Source organism: Blautia parvula (genome assembly GCF_020215665.1).
Classification (GTDB): Bacteria; Bacillota; Clostridia; order Lachnospirales; family Lachnospiraceae; genus Blautia; species Blautia celeris.
Window position 1 is genome coordinate 677,247 of the sequence record NZ_CP084061.1, and the last position, 14,379, is coordinate 691,625.

Genomic DNA, 14,379 nt, shown 5'->3' on the forward strand with positions numbered 1-14,379 from the left:
GCGTGCTATATTACAATTAGAACAAGGGAAAAGAAAGAATCCCCTGCCAAATGTAACAATTCATTGATTGATATATAGGAAAGGAGAATGACTTATGAGAATGATGCCCAGTATTTTTGGAGAAGATTTATTTGATGAATGGATGGATTTTCCTTTTGAGAAGGAGTTCTTCGGAAGGAAGAATCCGCTGTACGGAAAGAATGAGAAGAATTTGATGAAGACCGACGTAAAAGAGACGGAAGATTCCTTTGAAATTGACATTGACCTGCCGGGCTTCAAGAAAGAGAATGTAACGGCCAGACTGGAGAACGGATATCTCACCATCCAGGCATCCAAAGGACTTGACAAGGATAAAGAGGATAAGGAAGGAAAATATATCCGCAGAGAACGCTACGCGGGAAGCTGCTCCAGAAGCTTCTATATCGGCGAAGGCGTTACCCAGGATGAGATTCGGGCCAGATTTGAGGACGGAATCCTTCGTCTCACGGTACCTAAGAAAGACAAAAAACAGGTGGAAGAAAATAAATATATCTCCATTGAAGGATAAGCTTCTTTGTTACCCCTCCTTTGAGGACCGCCGCTTCGTCTGTAAGCGGCGGTCCTTTTTGGCTTGCCGGGAGACAGACAGCAGCAGTTTACAAGATCTGTCTCTCTGTGCTATGGTAAGAGAAAAAACAGGAGATATTTTAGGATGAAGACAGTTATCATGAATTTTTCCGGTGTGTACCCGGAGGAAGATTTTTATAGACAAAAGGCCGGTGATTATGAGATGGTGGATTTTACCCATGCGGAAGGGGTCAATTGTTACTGTACCTCGGAGGCAGAACAGGAGATTAAGGAAAGGATTCGGGCATATGGCCCCTGCGGCATCCATTTTCTGGATTCCGGCAATTATCACTATTTATCAAAATTTTGGATGGAGATGATTGACACTCCTTTTTCCCTTCTTCTTTTTGACAATCACACAGACATGCAGGAATCCGCATTCTTTGGCCTTCTGTCCTGCGGAAGCTGGGTGAGAGAAGCTATGCTGTCCAATCCCCTGCTGAAAAGTGTGTGTATCATAGGGCCAAAAGAGGCAGATTTTCAAAGGGATATACCGTCAAAACAGGTGACCTGGGTATCTGCCGAGGATCTGCAGGAGGGCAGACTACAGAAGTTCAGAGAATTTTTGGAGGGGGAATCCTGTCCCTTATATCTCTCTGTGGACAAGGATATTCTCCGGGGCAGGGATGCAGTCACAAACTGGGACCAGGGAGAGATGAAACTGGACTGCCTTCTGGGCCTGATCGAGGAGGCGGCAGCGGCAAGGAAATGTATCGGAGGGGACATCTGTGGGGAAAATCCACCCGAGAGTGGTTTCTGTGAAAATAGGGAATTACACATAAACAGTCAGACAAATGAAAGATTAAAAGAGGTAATGGCTAAAGTGATGGTAAATTCTACCAATAATAGTAATTCTTATCAGAAAGATTGACACGGGGAATTGTATGCCTGTATAATAAAAAACAAATTGCAAATGTCGAAATATGTAGAACAGGAAAAGGGAATCTGAGGGGAGAAAAAGACGCGAAAAGTCATGGGACGGGAATGCCGTGGAAGTCTGCACATATGTGCGGAGGGCCGGGCAGTTCGGGGCCTGTGTTTTATTATGTATACGGAGGAAAAAGGGAAAGAATGGAAGAGAGAGCACAAGAGACAAAAGACATCAGGGAATTTCTGCCATTGTCAAACAGCCAGCAGAACATATGGAATCTGGAGATGGCCCATCCGGGTACGCCGATCAATACCATATGCACCGTACTGCGCATTGACGGTAATTTTCATGTGGAGTATCTGCAGGAATGTATCAGGCTTTGTTATGAGGACTATCCTGTTCTGCGCACCAGGATCACACTTCGGGAGGGAGAGGTGTGCCAGTATATTGATCCGCATATACAAAGAAATGTTCCGTTTCTGGATTTTTCCAGGACAAACAAAAAGGGCGCGGATATCTGGGATGTTTCCGTGGCACGGGAGCATATTACGCTTCTGGATTCCCCCCTGTGTCAGATGATACTTTTTAAGAGGGCGGAAAATACAGGCGGAATTCTGACAAAAGTGCATCATATCATAGCGGATGCCTGGTCCCAGACGGTTGTGACCAACCGGATCATTCACAACTATTTCCGCATGTTAAAGGGGGAGGCGCCGGACAGAGAGCCTATGCCGGACTATGCGCTGCATATTGAGCTTGAGAATAAGTATCTCGCCTCAAAAAGCTTTGAACGTGACAGGGAATACTGGAAGTCCATGCTGAAGGATATACAGCCGGCAGCAGCAAAAGAACACCCCTACGCCCAGGTCAGCCCTGTGGGAATCCGCAGGTCTTTTGCAGTCTCCAACCGGATGAACCGTATGATCGCAGGCTTCTGCAGGGAAAAGAAGGTATCCCCTTTTGCCGTGTTTTATATGGCTTTGGCGATCTATCTGCGCAGGATCAAAGGGCAGGAGCGGTTCTGCATCGGTGTCCCCACCATTAACCGTCTGAATTTCAAGGAAAAACAGATGGCAGGCATGTTTGTAAATACTCTGCCCTTTGTCAATGAGCTGGATGCATCCATTTCCTTTCAGGAATTTAATGAAAAGCTGCAGACAGACTGGTACCAGCTTCTCTATCACCAGAGAATGCCGTTTTCGGAGATAAAAAAGCTGGCTGCCCGGAATCAAGAGGGAGCCGCACCGGATCAGCTCTTCGGAATTGTACTGTCCTACCAGAACGGGCAGATCCACCATCTGCAGGGCGCCCAGGTGACCCTGGAAGGGCGCTGGCTCTACAGTGGCTACCAGGCAGAACCTCTGTGTATTCATTTGAGCAGCAGAGATGAGGATAACCGGTTTCAGGTGGATTATGATTATCAGACACAGCTTTTTTCCGAGCGTGAGATCACGACTCTGCATCAGCATTTGATGGACATTCTGCACAGTGCCCTGCTGCATCCCAAGACACCCATAAAAGAACTGTCTGTCATCAGTGAGGAGGAGGAAGAGCGCCTCATCTTTGACTTTAACCAGACAGATACCTGGTATCCGAGAAAACAGAATATAGCCGACCATCTGCGGGAACAGGCAGTCATGAATCCAAAAAGGGCAGCTGTCATATTCAGAAATGAGAGGCTTACCTATGAAAGATTCATAAGGGAGGCAGAGCAGCTTGCAGGGAAAATTGCCTGTTTTTGTCCTGAAGGAGGAAGAAATGTAGCTGTCCTAATGGAGCGCAGTGACAGGCTTCTGGTTGTTATGGCTGCTGTGGCGTTTTCCGGTAATGCATGGCTGCTTATAGACTGCCGCCAGCCGGCTGCGCGTATCAGCGAACTGCTGGAGGGAAGTGAGGCGGTTCTTGTTGTCTCGGACGGGACAGCGGAGATTTTAAATCCCGCCGTACCGGTCTTAACGGAGGAAATGCTTGCAAAGGGAAAGAGTGCCGCCTGTGTTGCTGCAGGACCTGATGACCTGGCCTATCTTGTCTATACATCCGGAAGTACGGGAACACCGAAGGCTGTGGAGGTGGAGCAGCACAGTGTGCTGAATCTGGCGGCTGCCATGGCACCTCTTTATCCCAAAGGGGCGGTTCTGTCCATCTGCAATGTGGGTTTTGATGCCTTTTTGCTGGAGAGCATCAGCGCGCTGTTAAACGGCAGGACCATTGTGATGGCGGAGGAGGCCGTTTGTAACCGGCCTGCAGGTCTGGCAGATCTCATTAACGGTTACGACGCCGGATTTATGGCTTTAACGCCCTCCAGGCTTCTGGAATATCTGAAGGACCCGGCATTTGGAAAGGCCATGTCTCATATAGAATGCGTTGTATGCGGAGGAGAAAGTATGCCTCCGGAGCTTTACCATGCTCTGCGTTTCTGTTCTTCTGTTCAATTATATAACCAATACGGTCCGTCTGAGGCCACTGTGGCAGTGAGTCACAGCGCGGTTACCGGCAATGAGATGATTTCCATCGGGAAACCTCTCGGCAACTGCAGAATTTATATACTGGACGAATCCATGCGTCCCCTGCCTGTGGGTGCTGCCGGTGAGCTTTATATCGGCGGGGACTGCCTGGCCAGGGGGTATCATGGAGATGAGGAACTCACCAGGAAAAAGTTCGTGGAGGACCCCTATATTCCCGGTGAACGTCTGTACCGGACAGGTGATATGGGATACTGGACGCAGGACGGTGAGATCATATTTACGGGCAGGAAAGACGGACAGTTAAAAATCCTGGGGCACAGAATGGAGCCTGCGGAGATTGAGGAAAAACTGGTGTCGCATCCAAAAGTAAATATGGCTGCAGTGAAAGCTTTTGACAATCTTCTGATTGCCTATTATACCTCCGGGGAAGGGCTTGAGGGAGAAGAACTTCTCTCTTACGCGGCATTTTATCTGCCAAGATATCAGGTGCCTGCAATGGCGGTGCTTCTGGAAGAAATGCCGGTCACTGCCAGCGGAAAAGTGGATTATAAAAAGCTTCCGAAACCGTATATGCCTGATGTACAGGAGGCACCTGCCGACGAACTGGAAGAAAAACTGCTGGAAATATGGAGGAAATCCCTGCAGCAGCCCGGGCTGAGCATTCATTCCGATTATTTTCTAAGCGGCGGGGATTCCCTGAACGCGGTTGCCATGCTGACGGAAGTGGAACGGGAGTTTTCTGTCCTTCCTGAGCTGACCAGCCTGTATGCCTGCCGGACTGTACGGCGCTTTGCCAATCTGCTGCGCGGCAGCAAGGCAGATGCGTCCTCTTACCACACAGAGATACCAAAGGCCCCTGACGGTGATACATATCCGCTGACGGCTGCCCAGAGAAGCTTTTATGTGCTGGAGCAGACAGATGAGACAAAGACAGGCTATCACATGCCCGGGATTTTTCTCGTGGAGGGTAATCTGGACAGGGAAACACTGACTCGTGCGTTTCACAGAATCATAGAGGAGGATGAGACCTTCAGGACAGGATTTGAGATATCCGGTTCCAGCGTACAGGCCCGTGTGCACAGGCAGGTGGAGTTTGAGCTGGAGGAAGTGCAGGGGCGGAATATAAAAGAGGCGGCCGCCGGTTTTATACGGCCGTTTTCCCTTGACAGACCGCCGCTTATGCGGGCCGGATTTTTCACGGAGGGGGAAAAGAAATATCTGCTTCTGGATATACATCACCTGATCTCCGATGGCATGAGCAGCCAGCTTGTTTTTGAACGGCTTCACAGAGCGTGCCTGGGGGAAGAGACGGAAATGCCGAATACTACTTACAGGGATTATGCCTGGTGGGTGGATAAAAGACCGGAAAAACTGCAGAAACGCCAGGAGGATTACTGGAGAGCCAGGCTTTTAGAAGACCGGGAGGAGCTTCGTCTTCCCACAGACAGGATACGCCCCGGTGTGTTTGACGGGCGGGGGGCCAGATATTATTTCCATATGCCGCATGAGATGGAGGAAGCGGGAAGAAAATTTTGTGCCCAGCAGCAGGTGACCCCTTACATGCTGCTTCTGTCCGCATTCGGCATATTGCTCTTCGGCGTGTGCGGACAGGAAAAAATCGTGGTGGGGACTCCTGTTTCAGGCCGGCGCCACGGGGATCTGAGCCGGGTGACAGGTGTGTTCGTGAATACCCTTCCTGTATTTTTGGAGCCGGAGAGAAAGAAAAACTATCTGGAATATCTGCATCAGGTGCGGGAACGTGTGCTGGAAATGCTGGACAATCAGGATACACCCCTGGAAGATATCGTAGCCATGTCAAATGCAGAGCGGAACAGGGACAGGAATCCCCTGTATCAGGTGCTGTTTTCCCTGACCGCAGCGCAGACCGAAAATCTGCCTCTGGGAGATGCGAAACTCTCCATGGTGCAGATGGAAGAAGTATCTGTGAAGATGGATCTTCATCTGGAAGTGATCCAAAGCGGAGAGGAAAGCCGTTTTTGTTTTGAGTACGCGAAATCTCTTTTTGACAGTGTGACCATTGCGTTTTACAGCCGCTGTTATCTGGAAATCTTAAGACAGATCCTGGAGCTTCCCCATCAGGAGATCGGCAGCATCAGTCTGTTGGAGGACAGTGACAGAATCCGCCTGCTGGAGGAACCGAATTTTGTGAGAATGCCTTATGACGGTACTCTGATCGACCGGTTGATCGACCGGCAGGCACGTCTCTATCCGTCACGCACGGCTGTATGCTGGGGCAGTAATAAGACATATACGTTCGGGGAATTAAAAGAAAAGTCAGATGGTCTGGCAGCGTATCTGGTCAGCAGGAATATTCAGCATGGAGACAGAGTGGCCTTTCTTTTAAAACGGGATGGGGATATGCTGGCAGCCATGCTGGGAATTTTAAAAGCAGGAGCTGTCTATCTTCCCCTGGACCCTGCACTTCCGAAAGAACGGATCTGCTATATGCTGGAAAATGCGGAGGCAAAGCTGCTTCTGTGCAGCAATGAAGTGAAATTGCCCGGTGAGATCCCCTGTCCGGTGCTTCCCCCTGTCTTTGATGGTGACAGGGCAAAACTGCCTGTAAAGGGACGCAGCGGCGGGGATGTGCTGAATGTGATATATACCTCAGGAACAACAGGACAGCCCAAGGGCGTTATGATGGTACACAAAGCAATTTCAAACCTGGCGGCACATGCAGATGCTATTCTCGGAAGGGAGAATAGCTGTGTGCTCTGTGCGTCCAACTGCGTATTTGATGTGTTTACCATAGAGACGCTGCTGGCCCTTGCCAGAGGAAGGCGTGTCAGTGTGGCGGATGAGGAGGAAATGCTTCTCCCCTGGAAGATGGCGGAGCGGATGAGAAAGGACGGCGCTGCGGTGCTGCAGCTCACGCCTTCCAGAATACAGATGTGTCTGCAGGAGGCTTCCTTTGCGGAAGTTCTTGCACAGACGGAGGTATTGATCCTCATGGGAGAGCCGTGGACACTGGCACTGAAGGAGAAAATCAGGAAGCTTACCAATGCCCGGATCTTTAATATCTATGGTCCCACAGAGACATCTGTTTACAACTGCCAGGGGGATATTACGGATGACAATGCCATCCACATAGGAAAGCCCATCGGCAACTGCCGCTATTATCTTCTGGACCGGGAGATGCGGCAGGTGATGCCTACCGGGACAGGTGAGATTTACATAGCCGGGGAATGCCTTGCAAAAGGGTATATCAACAGGGATGATCTTACGGAACAGGCATTTCTGCCGGACCCCTTCTTTGCGGGTGAGTTCATGTATAAAACAGGTGATCTGGGACGCCTTCGGGCTGACGGGAACTGGCAGTGCCTGGGAAGAGTGGATTCTCAGCTAAAGCTCAACGGACACAGGATTGAGCCTGAAGAAATCGAGGCACAGATGCTGCAGTCCGGTCTTGTAAAAGAGGCGGCAGTGGTGCCTGTGAAAAGAGAGGGAACCGTATCAGCGCTCTGTGCTTTTGCTGTGCCCCAGGCCGGATTTTCGGAAGGATCCGTAAGAGATTTTCTGGCAGAGAGGCTGCCTGACTATATGGTACCCGGTCAGGTGAGAACTCTTGCGCAGATGCCCAGGACCTCCAGCGGAAAAGCGGACAGGAAGGCTCTGGAAGGAATGGCATGTATTTCGGATACAGAAGAGAAAAACGCACAGGCTGCGGAGGACGAGCATTTCGATGAAACAGTTATCGCACCGAAGGACGAACATTCCGATGAAACGGTTATCGCACCGGAGGAAATCTGGCGTGAAGTTCTGGGCCAGGAGCCGGATCTGGATAAGAGCTTTTTTGTACAGGGAGGAACTTCTCTGACTGCTATTGTGGTTCTGAGCCACTATTACAGTCGGCATTGGGATTTTTCACTCAACGATTTTTACCGGCATCCCACTTTGCGGGAACAGATACAGATGATTGGAAAGAGCGCGGATCATGTCTCCGAAAAAGAGGAGAAAACAGAGGGGCTCGAGTCAAAGCCGGCCGCAGCGGAGGAACGTCTGCCAAGATATGTATGCAGTCTTTCCGAGAAAGCAGATACAGGGAAAAATTTATTGCTGACAGGCGCTGCCGGTTATCTGGGAGCACATCTTCTTCGAGAACTGACGGCAGATGATCAGAAAACCATATATTGTCTTTTGAGAAAAGGCAGAGAGGCAAAGCTTACGCAGGTGCTTTCCTTCTATTTCGGAAAAAGCGGTGCAGACAAAATAAAAAGACAGGTCAGGATACTGGAGGGAGATATTACCCTTCCGGATCTGGGACTTGACAGGGAGATATATGAAAACCTCACAGATACCATAGAAACCGTAATCCATGCGGCAGCGGATGTCCGTCATTATGCACCCATGGAGGAACTGCTTCTGACAAATGTGGAGGGGACAAAGCATATGGTTTCCCTGGCTGAGAAAGCGGACGCGCTGTATATTCATATCTCCACAGTCAGTGTTTCGGGAGAATTTTTAAAGGATGCACCGAAGCTGCCGGCAGTATTTTCGGAGAGAGACCTGGATATGGGGCAGAACTGGGAGGAGAATCCCTACGTGAAAAGCAAGATCCTGGCTGAGGCGTGGGTCTGCCGGGCCATGGACAGGGGATTGAAGGCCGGTATTTTCCGGGTTGGACGCCTCATAGGCAGAAAGAGCGACGGGGTGTTCCAGATAAATCCGGAGACCAACGCGTTTTACCGTCTGGTAAAAGGTATTCTGGAACTTGGGCAGATGCCGGAAGAATTTTACCGCATGCTGCTTGAGGTCACACCTGTAGACCAGTGTGCCCGGGCCGTCTGCAGTCTGATGGGACAGCCGGGCGGTGCCTGGCATATTGTGAATCCGGATGAGGTGTCTTTGGGTGCCCTTCTGGAAGAATGCGGGCAGGTAGAGTGTGTATCTGACCAGGTATTTGAGGAAAATTTGAGAAAACAGGCGTCAGCGTCCAGTTCACCCTATATACAGGCTGCAGCGGAAACTTATTTTTCAGGCAGGGCACAGAGAACTGCCATTTATGTGGATGCGAGAAGGACGGTATGTGAACTGAAACGTGTGCAGTTTGACTGGGACCATACGGACTTATATCAGGCAGTGCGCTGTTTTAGAAGCTGAGAGGAAAGCAGGGAGATTTTATGGAACGAATCATGACACATCTGGTGGATGTAGCGGTCACTATTCTGATTTTCTTTCTTTACAGCTGTATCCGGAAGGGCAGACTGCCGCTGCTGCAGAGGCTCTACGTGGCGGCATCGGCGTTTCTCCTTATCTGGCTTCTGGCGATTGCCGGAATCCTGGGGGGTGCTGACAGCAGTATGCAGGTGCTCACCATACTGGACGCTATCACCTGCGGTGCCTGCGCGCTGATGGTGGTCACTGTGCTGCTTTTGACAATTGCGTTTATATACAATTATGAAAAGCTTCCAAGGATATTTTATTTTCTCTATATCCTGCCGGTGGTGACCTCCCTGATCGTATTTACAAATCCATGGCATCATCTTTTTTATAAACAGTTTTCCATCTATGCCTCAGAGGTGAAATTCGGACCGTTGTTCATCCTGTCAGGCAGTCAGTATTATATTTACTGTATTCTGTCCATTGTGCTGGCCTTAAGGAACGGCATCAGGAAGAGAAATAACAGCGCAGTGTGGCAGTCCATTTTATTTGCATGGGGGCTGATCGTGCCGGTGTGTGTCAATCTTTTAGCAACCCTGAAGATTGTCAATCTGTCCATCGCGGCAACTCCCATTGCTTTCATGTTCACGATCATCTGCCACGGAATAGCAATTTATTATCTGAATTTTTTAAACATCAAGCCCATTGCACTGCAGAATATAATTGACAATATTTCGGATGGTTATGTGATCATTTCCTCAGACAGCCAGATCATCAATATGAATGATGCCTTCCGGGAGAATTTCGGGGAAAGCTACGGTATGAAAAATAACGTATATCTGGACCGGCAGGTGGAAGTTCTGGATGAACAGAAAAGGGATGTGATCTACAATCTGTTAAGCTTTTTTGATATCTGCAGGCAGACGGTGAGCGTGATCACCTATGAGCAGGCAGTGATAAAAGACGACAAAAAGATTTATTATTCCGTGGAGCTGACTCCGGTATTCGGAAAACAGAGAATGATGGGCGTGGTGGCGCTTTTCAAGGACGTGACACAGGTAAAAGAGGAGATTCAGCAGCAGCAGCAGAAACTGAGCCAGGAGATGGAGCGGGAGCGGCTGGCTTCCCTGGGACAGATGATCGGAGGCATTTCCCATAACTTAAAGACACCGATCATGTCTGTCTCAGGCAGTGTGGAGTCTCTGGAAAAACTGGTGGATGAATATACGATCAGTCTTGGGGATGAAGATGTGACGATGGAGGATTATCAGGAAATTGCGGGGGATATGAGAGCGTGGCTTGGAAAAATCAGGGAGAGCTGTGCTTACATGTCTGATATCATCACCACAGTGAAGGGACTGGCTACGAATATGAACACCAACAATATTGTGGAATTTACAGTGGATGAAGTGTTCAGAAGAGTGTTTCTGCTGATGAAGCACAGTCTTGCCAAGCACGGCTGTGTTTTATCCATGGAAAATGAACTGCCCGGGGATGCTGTTTTAAAGGGGGATATCAACAATCTGGTACAGGTGGTCAACAATCTGGTGGACAATGCCATGGATGCCATGAAGGAGGAAGGCGGGAAGATCACCCTCTGCGCGGAAAAGAAAAACGGGAATATTCTGATCAAGGTGAAGGACAGCGGACCGGGAATTGCCCCGGAGGTTATGGAACGGCTGTTTCACTCCATGGTGACGACGAAAGGGGCAATGGGAACCGGCCTGGGGCTTTACAGTTCCGCAGGTTTGATACGGGGTAAGTTCAGCGGAAGAATGTGGGCTGAGAATCTGCCGGAGGGCGGAGCTGTCTTCTGCGTGGAACTGCCCCTGCAAAGTTAAGAGAAAAGATTATTTGAGGTGAAGAAGGTATGCGAAAAAATAAGGCAGGACAGCAGAAAAATGGCTTCACCATGCTGGTTCTGGATGACGACAAGAATATTACGGACGCACTGTATTCCTATTTTGAATCCTCCGGCTATACTGTAGAGACGGAAAACGATCCGCTGGGCGCTCTGGAGAAGATGAAGAACAAATCCTATGATATTCTTTTGCTGGATTTTATCATGTACCCCATCTGCGGGGATCAGGTGGTGGCACGTCTGCGGCAGTTTGATACCAGAATTTTTGTGATCATGCTTACCGGGCACAGGGAGGTGGCACCGCCTCTGAACACGATCCGGGAGCTGGATATTCAGGGGTATTTTGAGAAAAGCGACCGTTTTGACCAGCTTGAACTCTTAGTGGAAAGCTGTGTCAAGTCCATCCGGCAGATGCGCACGGTCTACCGTTACCAGGACGGGCTGGGATCCATCTTAGGCTCCATACCCAGTATACATCAGCTTCTCTCCCTGGATGTGGTACTTGGAAGGATTCTGGGACAGATGCTGCTTTTGGGGGATAACAGGCACGGATTTGCCTGGATCAAGCCCAAAAGGATCATATCATCCATGCCTGTGGAAAATCTGCCGGATGATATTTTCCAGGGAAGCGGAAAATATGAAAAAAAACTGGAACAGTTTTTAAAAGAGGATTATCCGCAGTTTGAAAATGCTGTGCAGAAGGCAGGCAGCAGCGGGGAAATTCAGGAGTTTGACGGACTTTTCCTGGTTCCGCTCAAGGCAAACCATGATATCTTTCTGGGAGTTTTGGGAATCGGACGGGATTCCGCCTATTCTGATGTGCAGCAGCGTCTTCTGGCTGTCTACGGGGAACAGGTCACCACAGCGCTTCACAACACGATCCTTCACATGCTTCTGAATATTAACAACAGAAAACTCAGTCTGACGTATTCCCGGCTGAAAGAGAGCTATATGCAGACCGTGGAGGCCCTTCGGCTTCTGGTGGATGCCAAGGATGATTACACCCGGGGGCATTCTGACAGGGTCTCCATGTACGCAGAGAAAATAGCCAAGAAGACAGGGATGGAAGAATCCCAGACAGAATGTGTCAGGTGCGCCGGACTGCTCCACGATATAGGAAAAGTAGGAGTCTCTGACGCAATTTTGTGCAAAGAGGATAAACTGACAGAGGAAGAGTTTGCCGTGATACGAAGACATCCGGAAATCGGAGGGAAGATTCTCTCCTGCATAGACATGTTTCACAATCTGGGAGAGATCGTGCGGGCGCACCACGAACGGATAGACGGCCGCGGATATCCGGACGGCCTGAGAGGGGAACAGATTCCCCCGGAAGCGCGGATGATCTCCATTGCCGATGCTTTTGATGCCATGATGTCGGACCGTCATTACAGAAAACGACTTTCCCTGGCAAAAGCAAAAGAGGAGCTGGAAGCGGGGAAGGGCACACAATTTGACGCAGGGCTGGTGGAGGTTTTTCTGGAGCTGATAGCAAATGGTGAGCTGGGAGAACTGGAGGGGACATGAGACTGGATTATCCTTTAAACAATGTAAATACATATGAGACAGTCGGGGAATTTCTGCAGAAGGCAGAGTCACGCTTTGGGGACAGACCGGCGGTCACTGTCTATGACTGGGAGGGAAAGGAACACTGCTATACCTACCGGATGCTTGCAAGGGATGCAAAGGCGCTTGCGCTGGTGCTCCTGGATATGGGTATCGCAGGGAAACATCTGGCGATCGCAGGGGAGAACGGCTATGAGTGGCTTGTGATGTTTTTGGCCTGCTGTTCTGTGGGCGCTGTGGCGCTTCCTGTGGATGTGGAGCAGCAGGATGAGAAAATCCTGCAGTGCATCCGTTACGGTGACTCCTGCATGGCTGCCGTTTCCCGGGAATATGAATTTCTGTTTCAGGATTTTCCCGGCTGCCCTGTGCTCTGTCTGTGGGATGCTCACAGTGACAACAGCTTTCCCTCTCTTCTTTTAAGGGGATACGAGGCGCTTAAGAGCAGGGAGGAAGAGCTGAACCTTGCAATGGATAAAGTACAGGCAGATGAGACGGCTGTCATCATCTACACCTCCGGTACTTTAAACAGTCCGAAACCGGTCATGCTCAGCCACGGCAATATTATGTTCAATGCCTGCCATGCCCAGGCACTGGTGGAGGCAGGGGATAAGGCATATACCTGCCTGCCTTTATATCATGCGTATTCCCTTGTGTGCGGTGCGTTAAATGTCCTGACACAGGGGCAGCATCTGGGATTGAACGGAAGTGTGAAGAACTGGATGCGGGACCTGCGCCTGTTTTGCCCGGAGATGATACTTCTGGTTCCCATGATGATGGAATCCCTGATCCGCAGCATCCGTCTGGAACAGAAGCGGGACGGCACGCGGGAGGAGGCAAAAAAGGCATTGAAAAGGTACCAAAGCCGGAAAAAATATCATCTGTCCTGCAGTCCTTTTGTGCACGATGCGTTAACACGCGTTCTCGGGGACTCTGTCTCCCTTATCATCTGCGGAGGTGCTCAGCAGAACGAGCGGCTGGCCCAGGAGTTTGGCTGCTACGGAATCTGCGTGCTGCAGGGATACGGGGTTACGGAGTGCGGTCCTCTTATTTCCGTAAACAGAAACCGCAGACACAGGGAAAATTCCGTGGGCGTGCTGCTTCCAGAGACCAGAGTGAAGATTCGGGACGGGGAGATTCTGGTTAAGGGTCCGTCAGTCTTTAAAGGTTATTATAAAGCGGACGGGGAGACAAAAAAAGCATTTTCGGATGGCTGGTTCTGTACCGGAGATCTGGGATATATGGACAGGAAAGGGTTTCTCTACATTACGGGGAGAAAAAAGAATCTGGTGGTGTTCAGCAACGGTAAAAAAGTGGTGCCCGAGGAGTTGGAGGAGCTCATACTGCAGATCCCTCTTGTCAGGGAAGTGATGGTATATGGAGCCAGTAACGGGCAGACAGCCGATGATGTGAAGCTCTCCGCGGTCATTTACGCGGATCCGCAGAAGACCCGGGGCATGACAAGCTATGAAGTGCTGGAGCGGATTCAGGAGGAGATTTATGAGCTGAATAAAAAACTGCCTTTTCATAAAAGAATCCAGCTTATCCGCATGACAGAAGCGGAGTTTAAGAAGACATCCATCTATAAAATAAAAAGGGGGCGTTTTTGATGCGCAGTGAAGCTTACCTGTCTGTTATTGAAGAACTTGTTTATCAGGTGACCGGAATCAGCGAACTGACCCCCGATACGGATTTTATCAGGGATTTGGCGCTGAATTCTCTGGATGTGGCAAACCTTGTCTGTGCCTTTGAGGACAGGTTTCAGGTGGAAATCCCTGTGCGGGATGTATGGCAGTTGTCCCAGGTGCGGGATGTAATAGAATATATGCAGAAAAAAGCAATGCATAAAAAACAGGTGTAAATTTCCCGGAATTATGGTAAACTGTTATAAGTGA

The 14,379-nt window shown here is 49.8% G+C and carries 7 protein-coding genes; all 7 read left to right on the forward strand.

What is annotated here, in order from left to right:
• The first annotated feature begins 94 nt into the window (after positions 1-94).
• The 7 genes from LC508_RS03280 (at position 95) to LC508_RS03310 (ending at position 14,345) form a co-directional block, all read left to right on the forward strand.
• Positions 95-547, forward strand: coding sequence for an Hsp20/alpha crystallin family protein (locus tag LC508_RS03280; protein WP_081960386.1), 453 nt, complete (start codon positions 95-97; stop codon positions 545-547).
• 144 nt (positions 548-691) lie between these two features.
• Complete coding sequence (locus LC508_RS03285; protein ID WP_054351265.1) at positions 692-1,477, forward strand: arginase family protein; 786 nt, start codon at positions 692-694, stop codon at positions 1,475-1,477.
• Between the two features lie 200 nt (positions 1,478-1,677).
• Positions 1,678-9,063 carry a non-ribosomal peptide synthetase gene (locus LC508_RS03290; protein WP_103731103.1) on the forward strand — a complete coding sequence of 2,462 codons (7,386 nt, stop codon included), beginning with the start codon at positions 1,678-1,680 and terminating at the stop codon, positions 9,061-9,063.
• A gap of 20 nt (positions 9,064-9,083) precedes the next feature.
• Positions 9,084-10,904 carry a histidine kinase N-terminal 7TM domain-containing protein gene (locus LC508_RS03295; RefSeq protein WP_103731096.1) on the forward strand — a complete coding sequence of 607 codons (1,821 nt, stop codon included), beginning with the start codon at positions 9,084-9,086 and terminating at the stop codon, positions 10,902-10,904.
• A gap of 29 nt (positions 10,905-10,933) precedes the next feature.
• Positions 10,934-12,448 carry an HD domain-containing response regulator gene (locus tag LC508_RS03300; protein WP_103731095.1) on the forward strand — a complete coding sequence of 505 codons (1,515 nt, stop codon included), beginning with the start codon at positions 10,934-10,936 and terminating at the stop codon, positions 12,446-12,448.
• Positions 12,445-14,094, forward strand: a complete 1,650-nt coding sequence (locus tag LC508_RS03305; RefSeq protein WP_103731094.1) for an AMP-binding protein — start codon at positions 12,445-12,447, stop codon at positions 14,092-14,094. The genes LC508_RS03300 and LC508_RS03305 overlap by 4 nt, the downstream gene beginning before the upstream one ends.
• Positions 14,094-14,345: an acyl carrier protein gene (locus LC508_RS03310; RefSeq protein WP_033141778.1), complete on the forward strand. Its 252-nt coding sequence runs from the start codon at positions 14,094-14,096 to the stop codon at positions 14,343-14,345. The genes LC508_RS03305 and LC508_RS03310 overlap by 1 nt, the downstream gene beginning before the upstream one ends.
• Positions 14,346-14,379: the final 34 nt, after the last annotated feature.

Excerpts from the sequence above, each read along its gene's own strand:
- LC508_RS03280 (WP_081960386.1), top strand. The coding sequence starts at position 95 with ATGAGAATGATGCCCAGTATTTTTGGAGAAGATTTATTTGATGAATGG.
- LC508_RS03285 (WP_054351265.1), top strand. The coding sequence starts at position 692 with ATGAAGACAGTTATCATGAATTTTTCCGGTGTGTACCCGGAGGAAGAT.
- LC508_RS03290 (WP_103731103.1), top strand. The coding sequence starts at position 1,678 with ATGGAAGAGAGAGCACAAGAGACAAAAGACATCAGGGAATTTCTGCCA.
- LC508_RS03295 (WP_103731096.1), top strand. The coding sequence starts at position 9,084 with ATGGAACGAATCATGACACATCTGGTGGATGTAGCGGTCACTATTCTG.
- LC508_RS03300 (WP_103731095.1), top strand. The coding sequence starts at position 10,934 with ATGCGAAAAAATAAGGCAGGACAGCAGAAAAATGGCTTCACCATGCTG.
- LC508_RS03305 (WP_103731094.1), top strand. The coding sequence starts at position 12,445 with ATGAGACTGGATTATCCTTTAAACAATGTAAATACATATGAGACAGTC.
- LC508_RS03310 (WP_033141778.1), top strand. The coding sequence starts at position 14,094 with ATGCGCAGTGAAGCTTACCTGTCTGTTATTGAAGAACTTGTTTATCAG.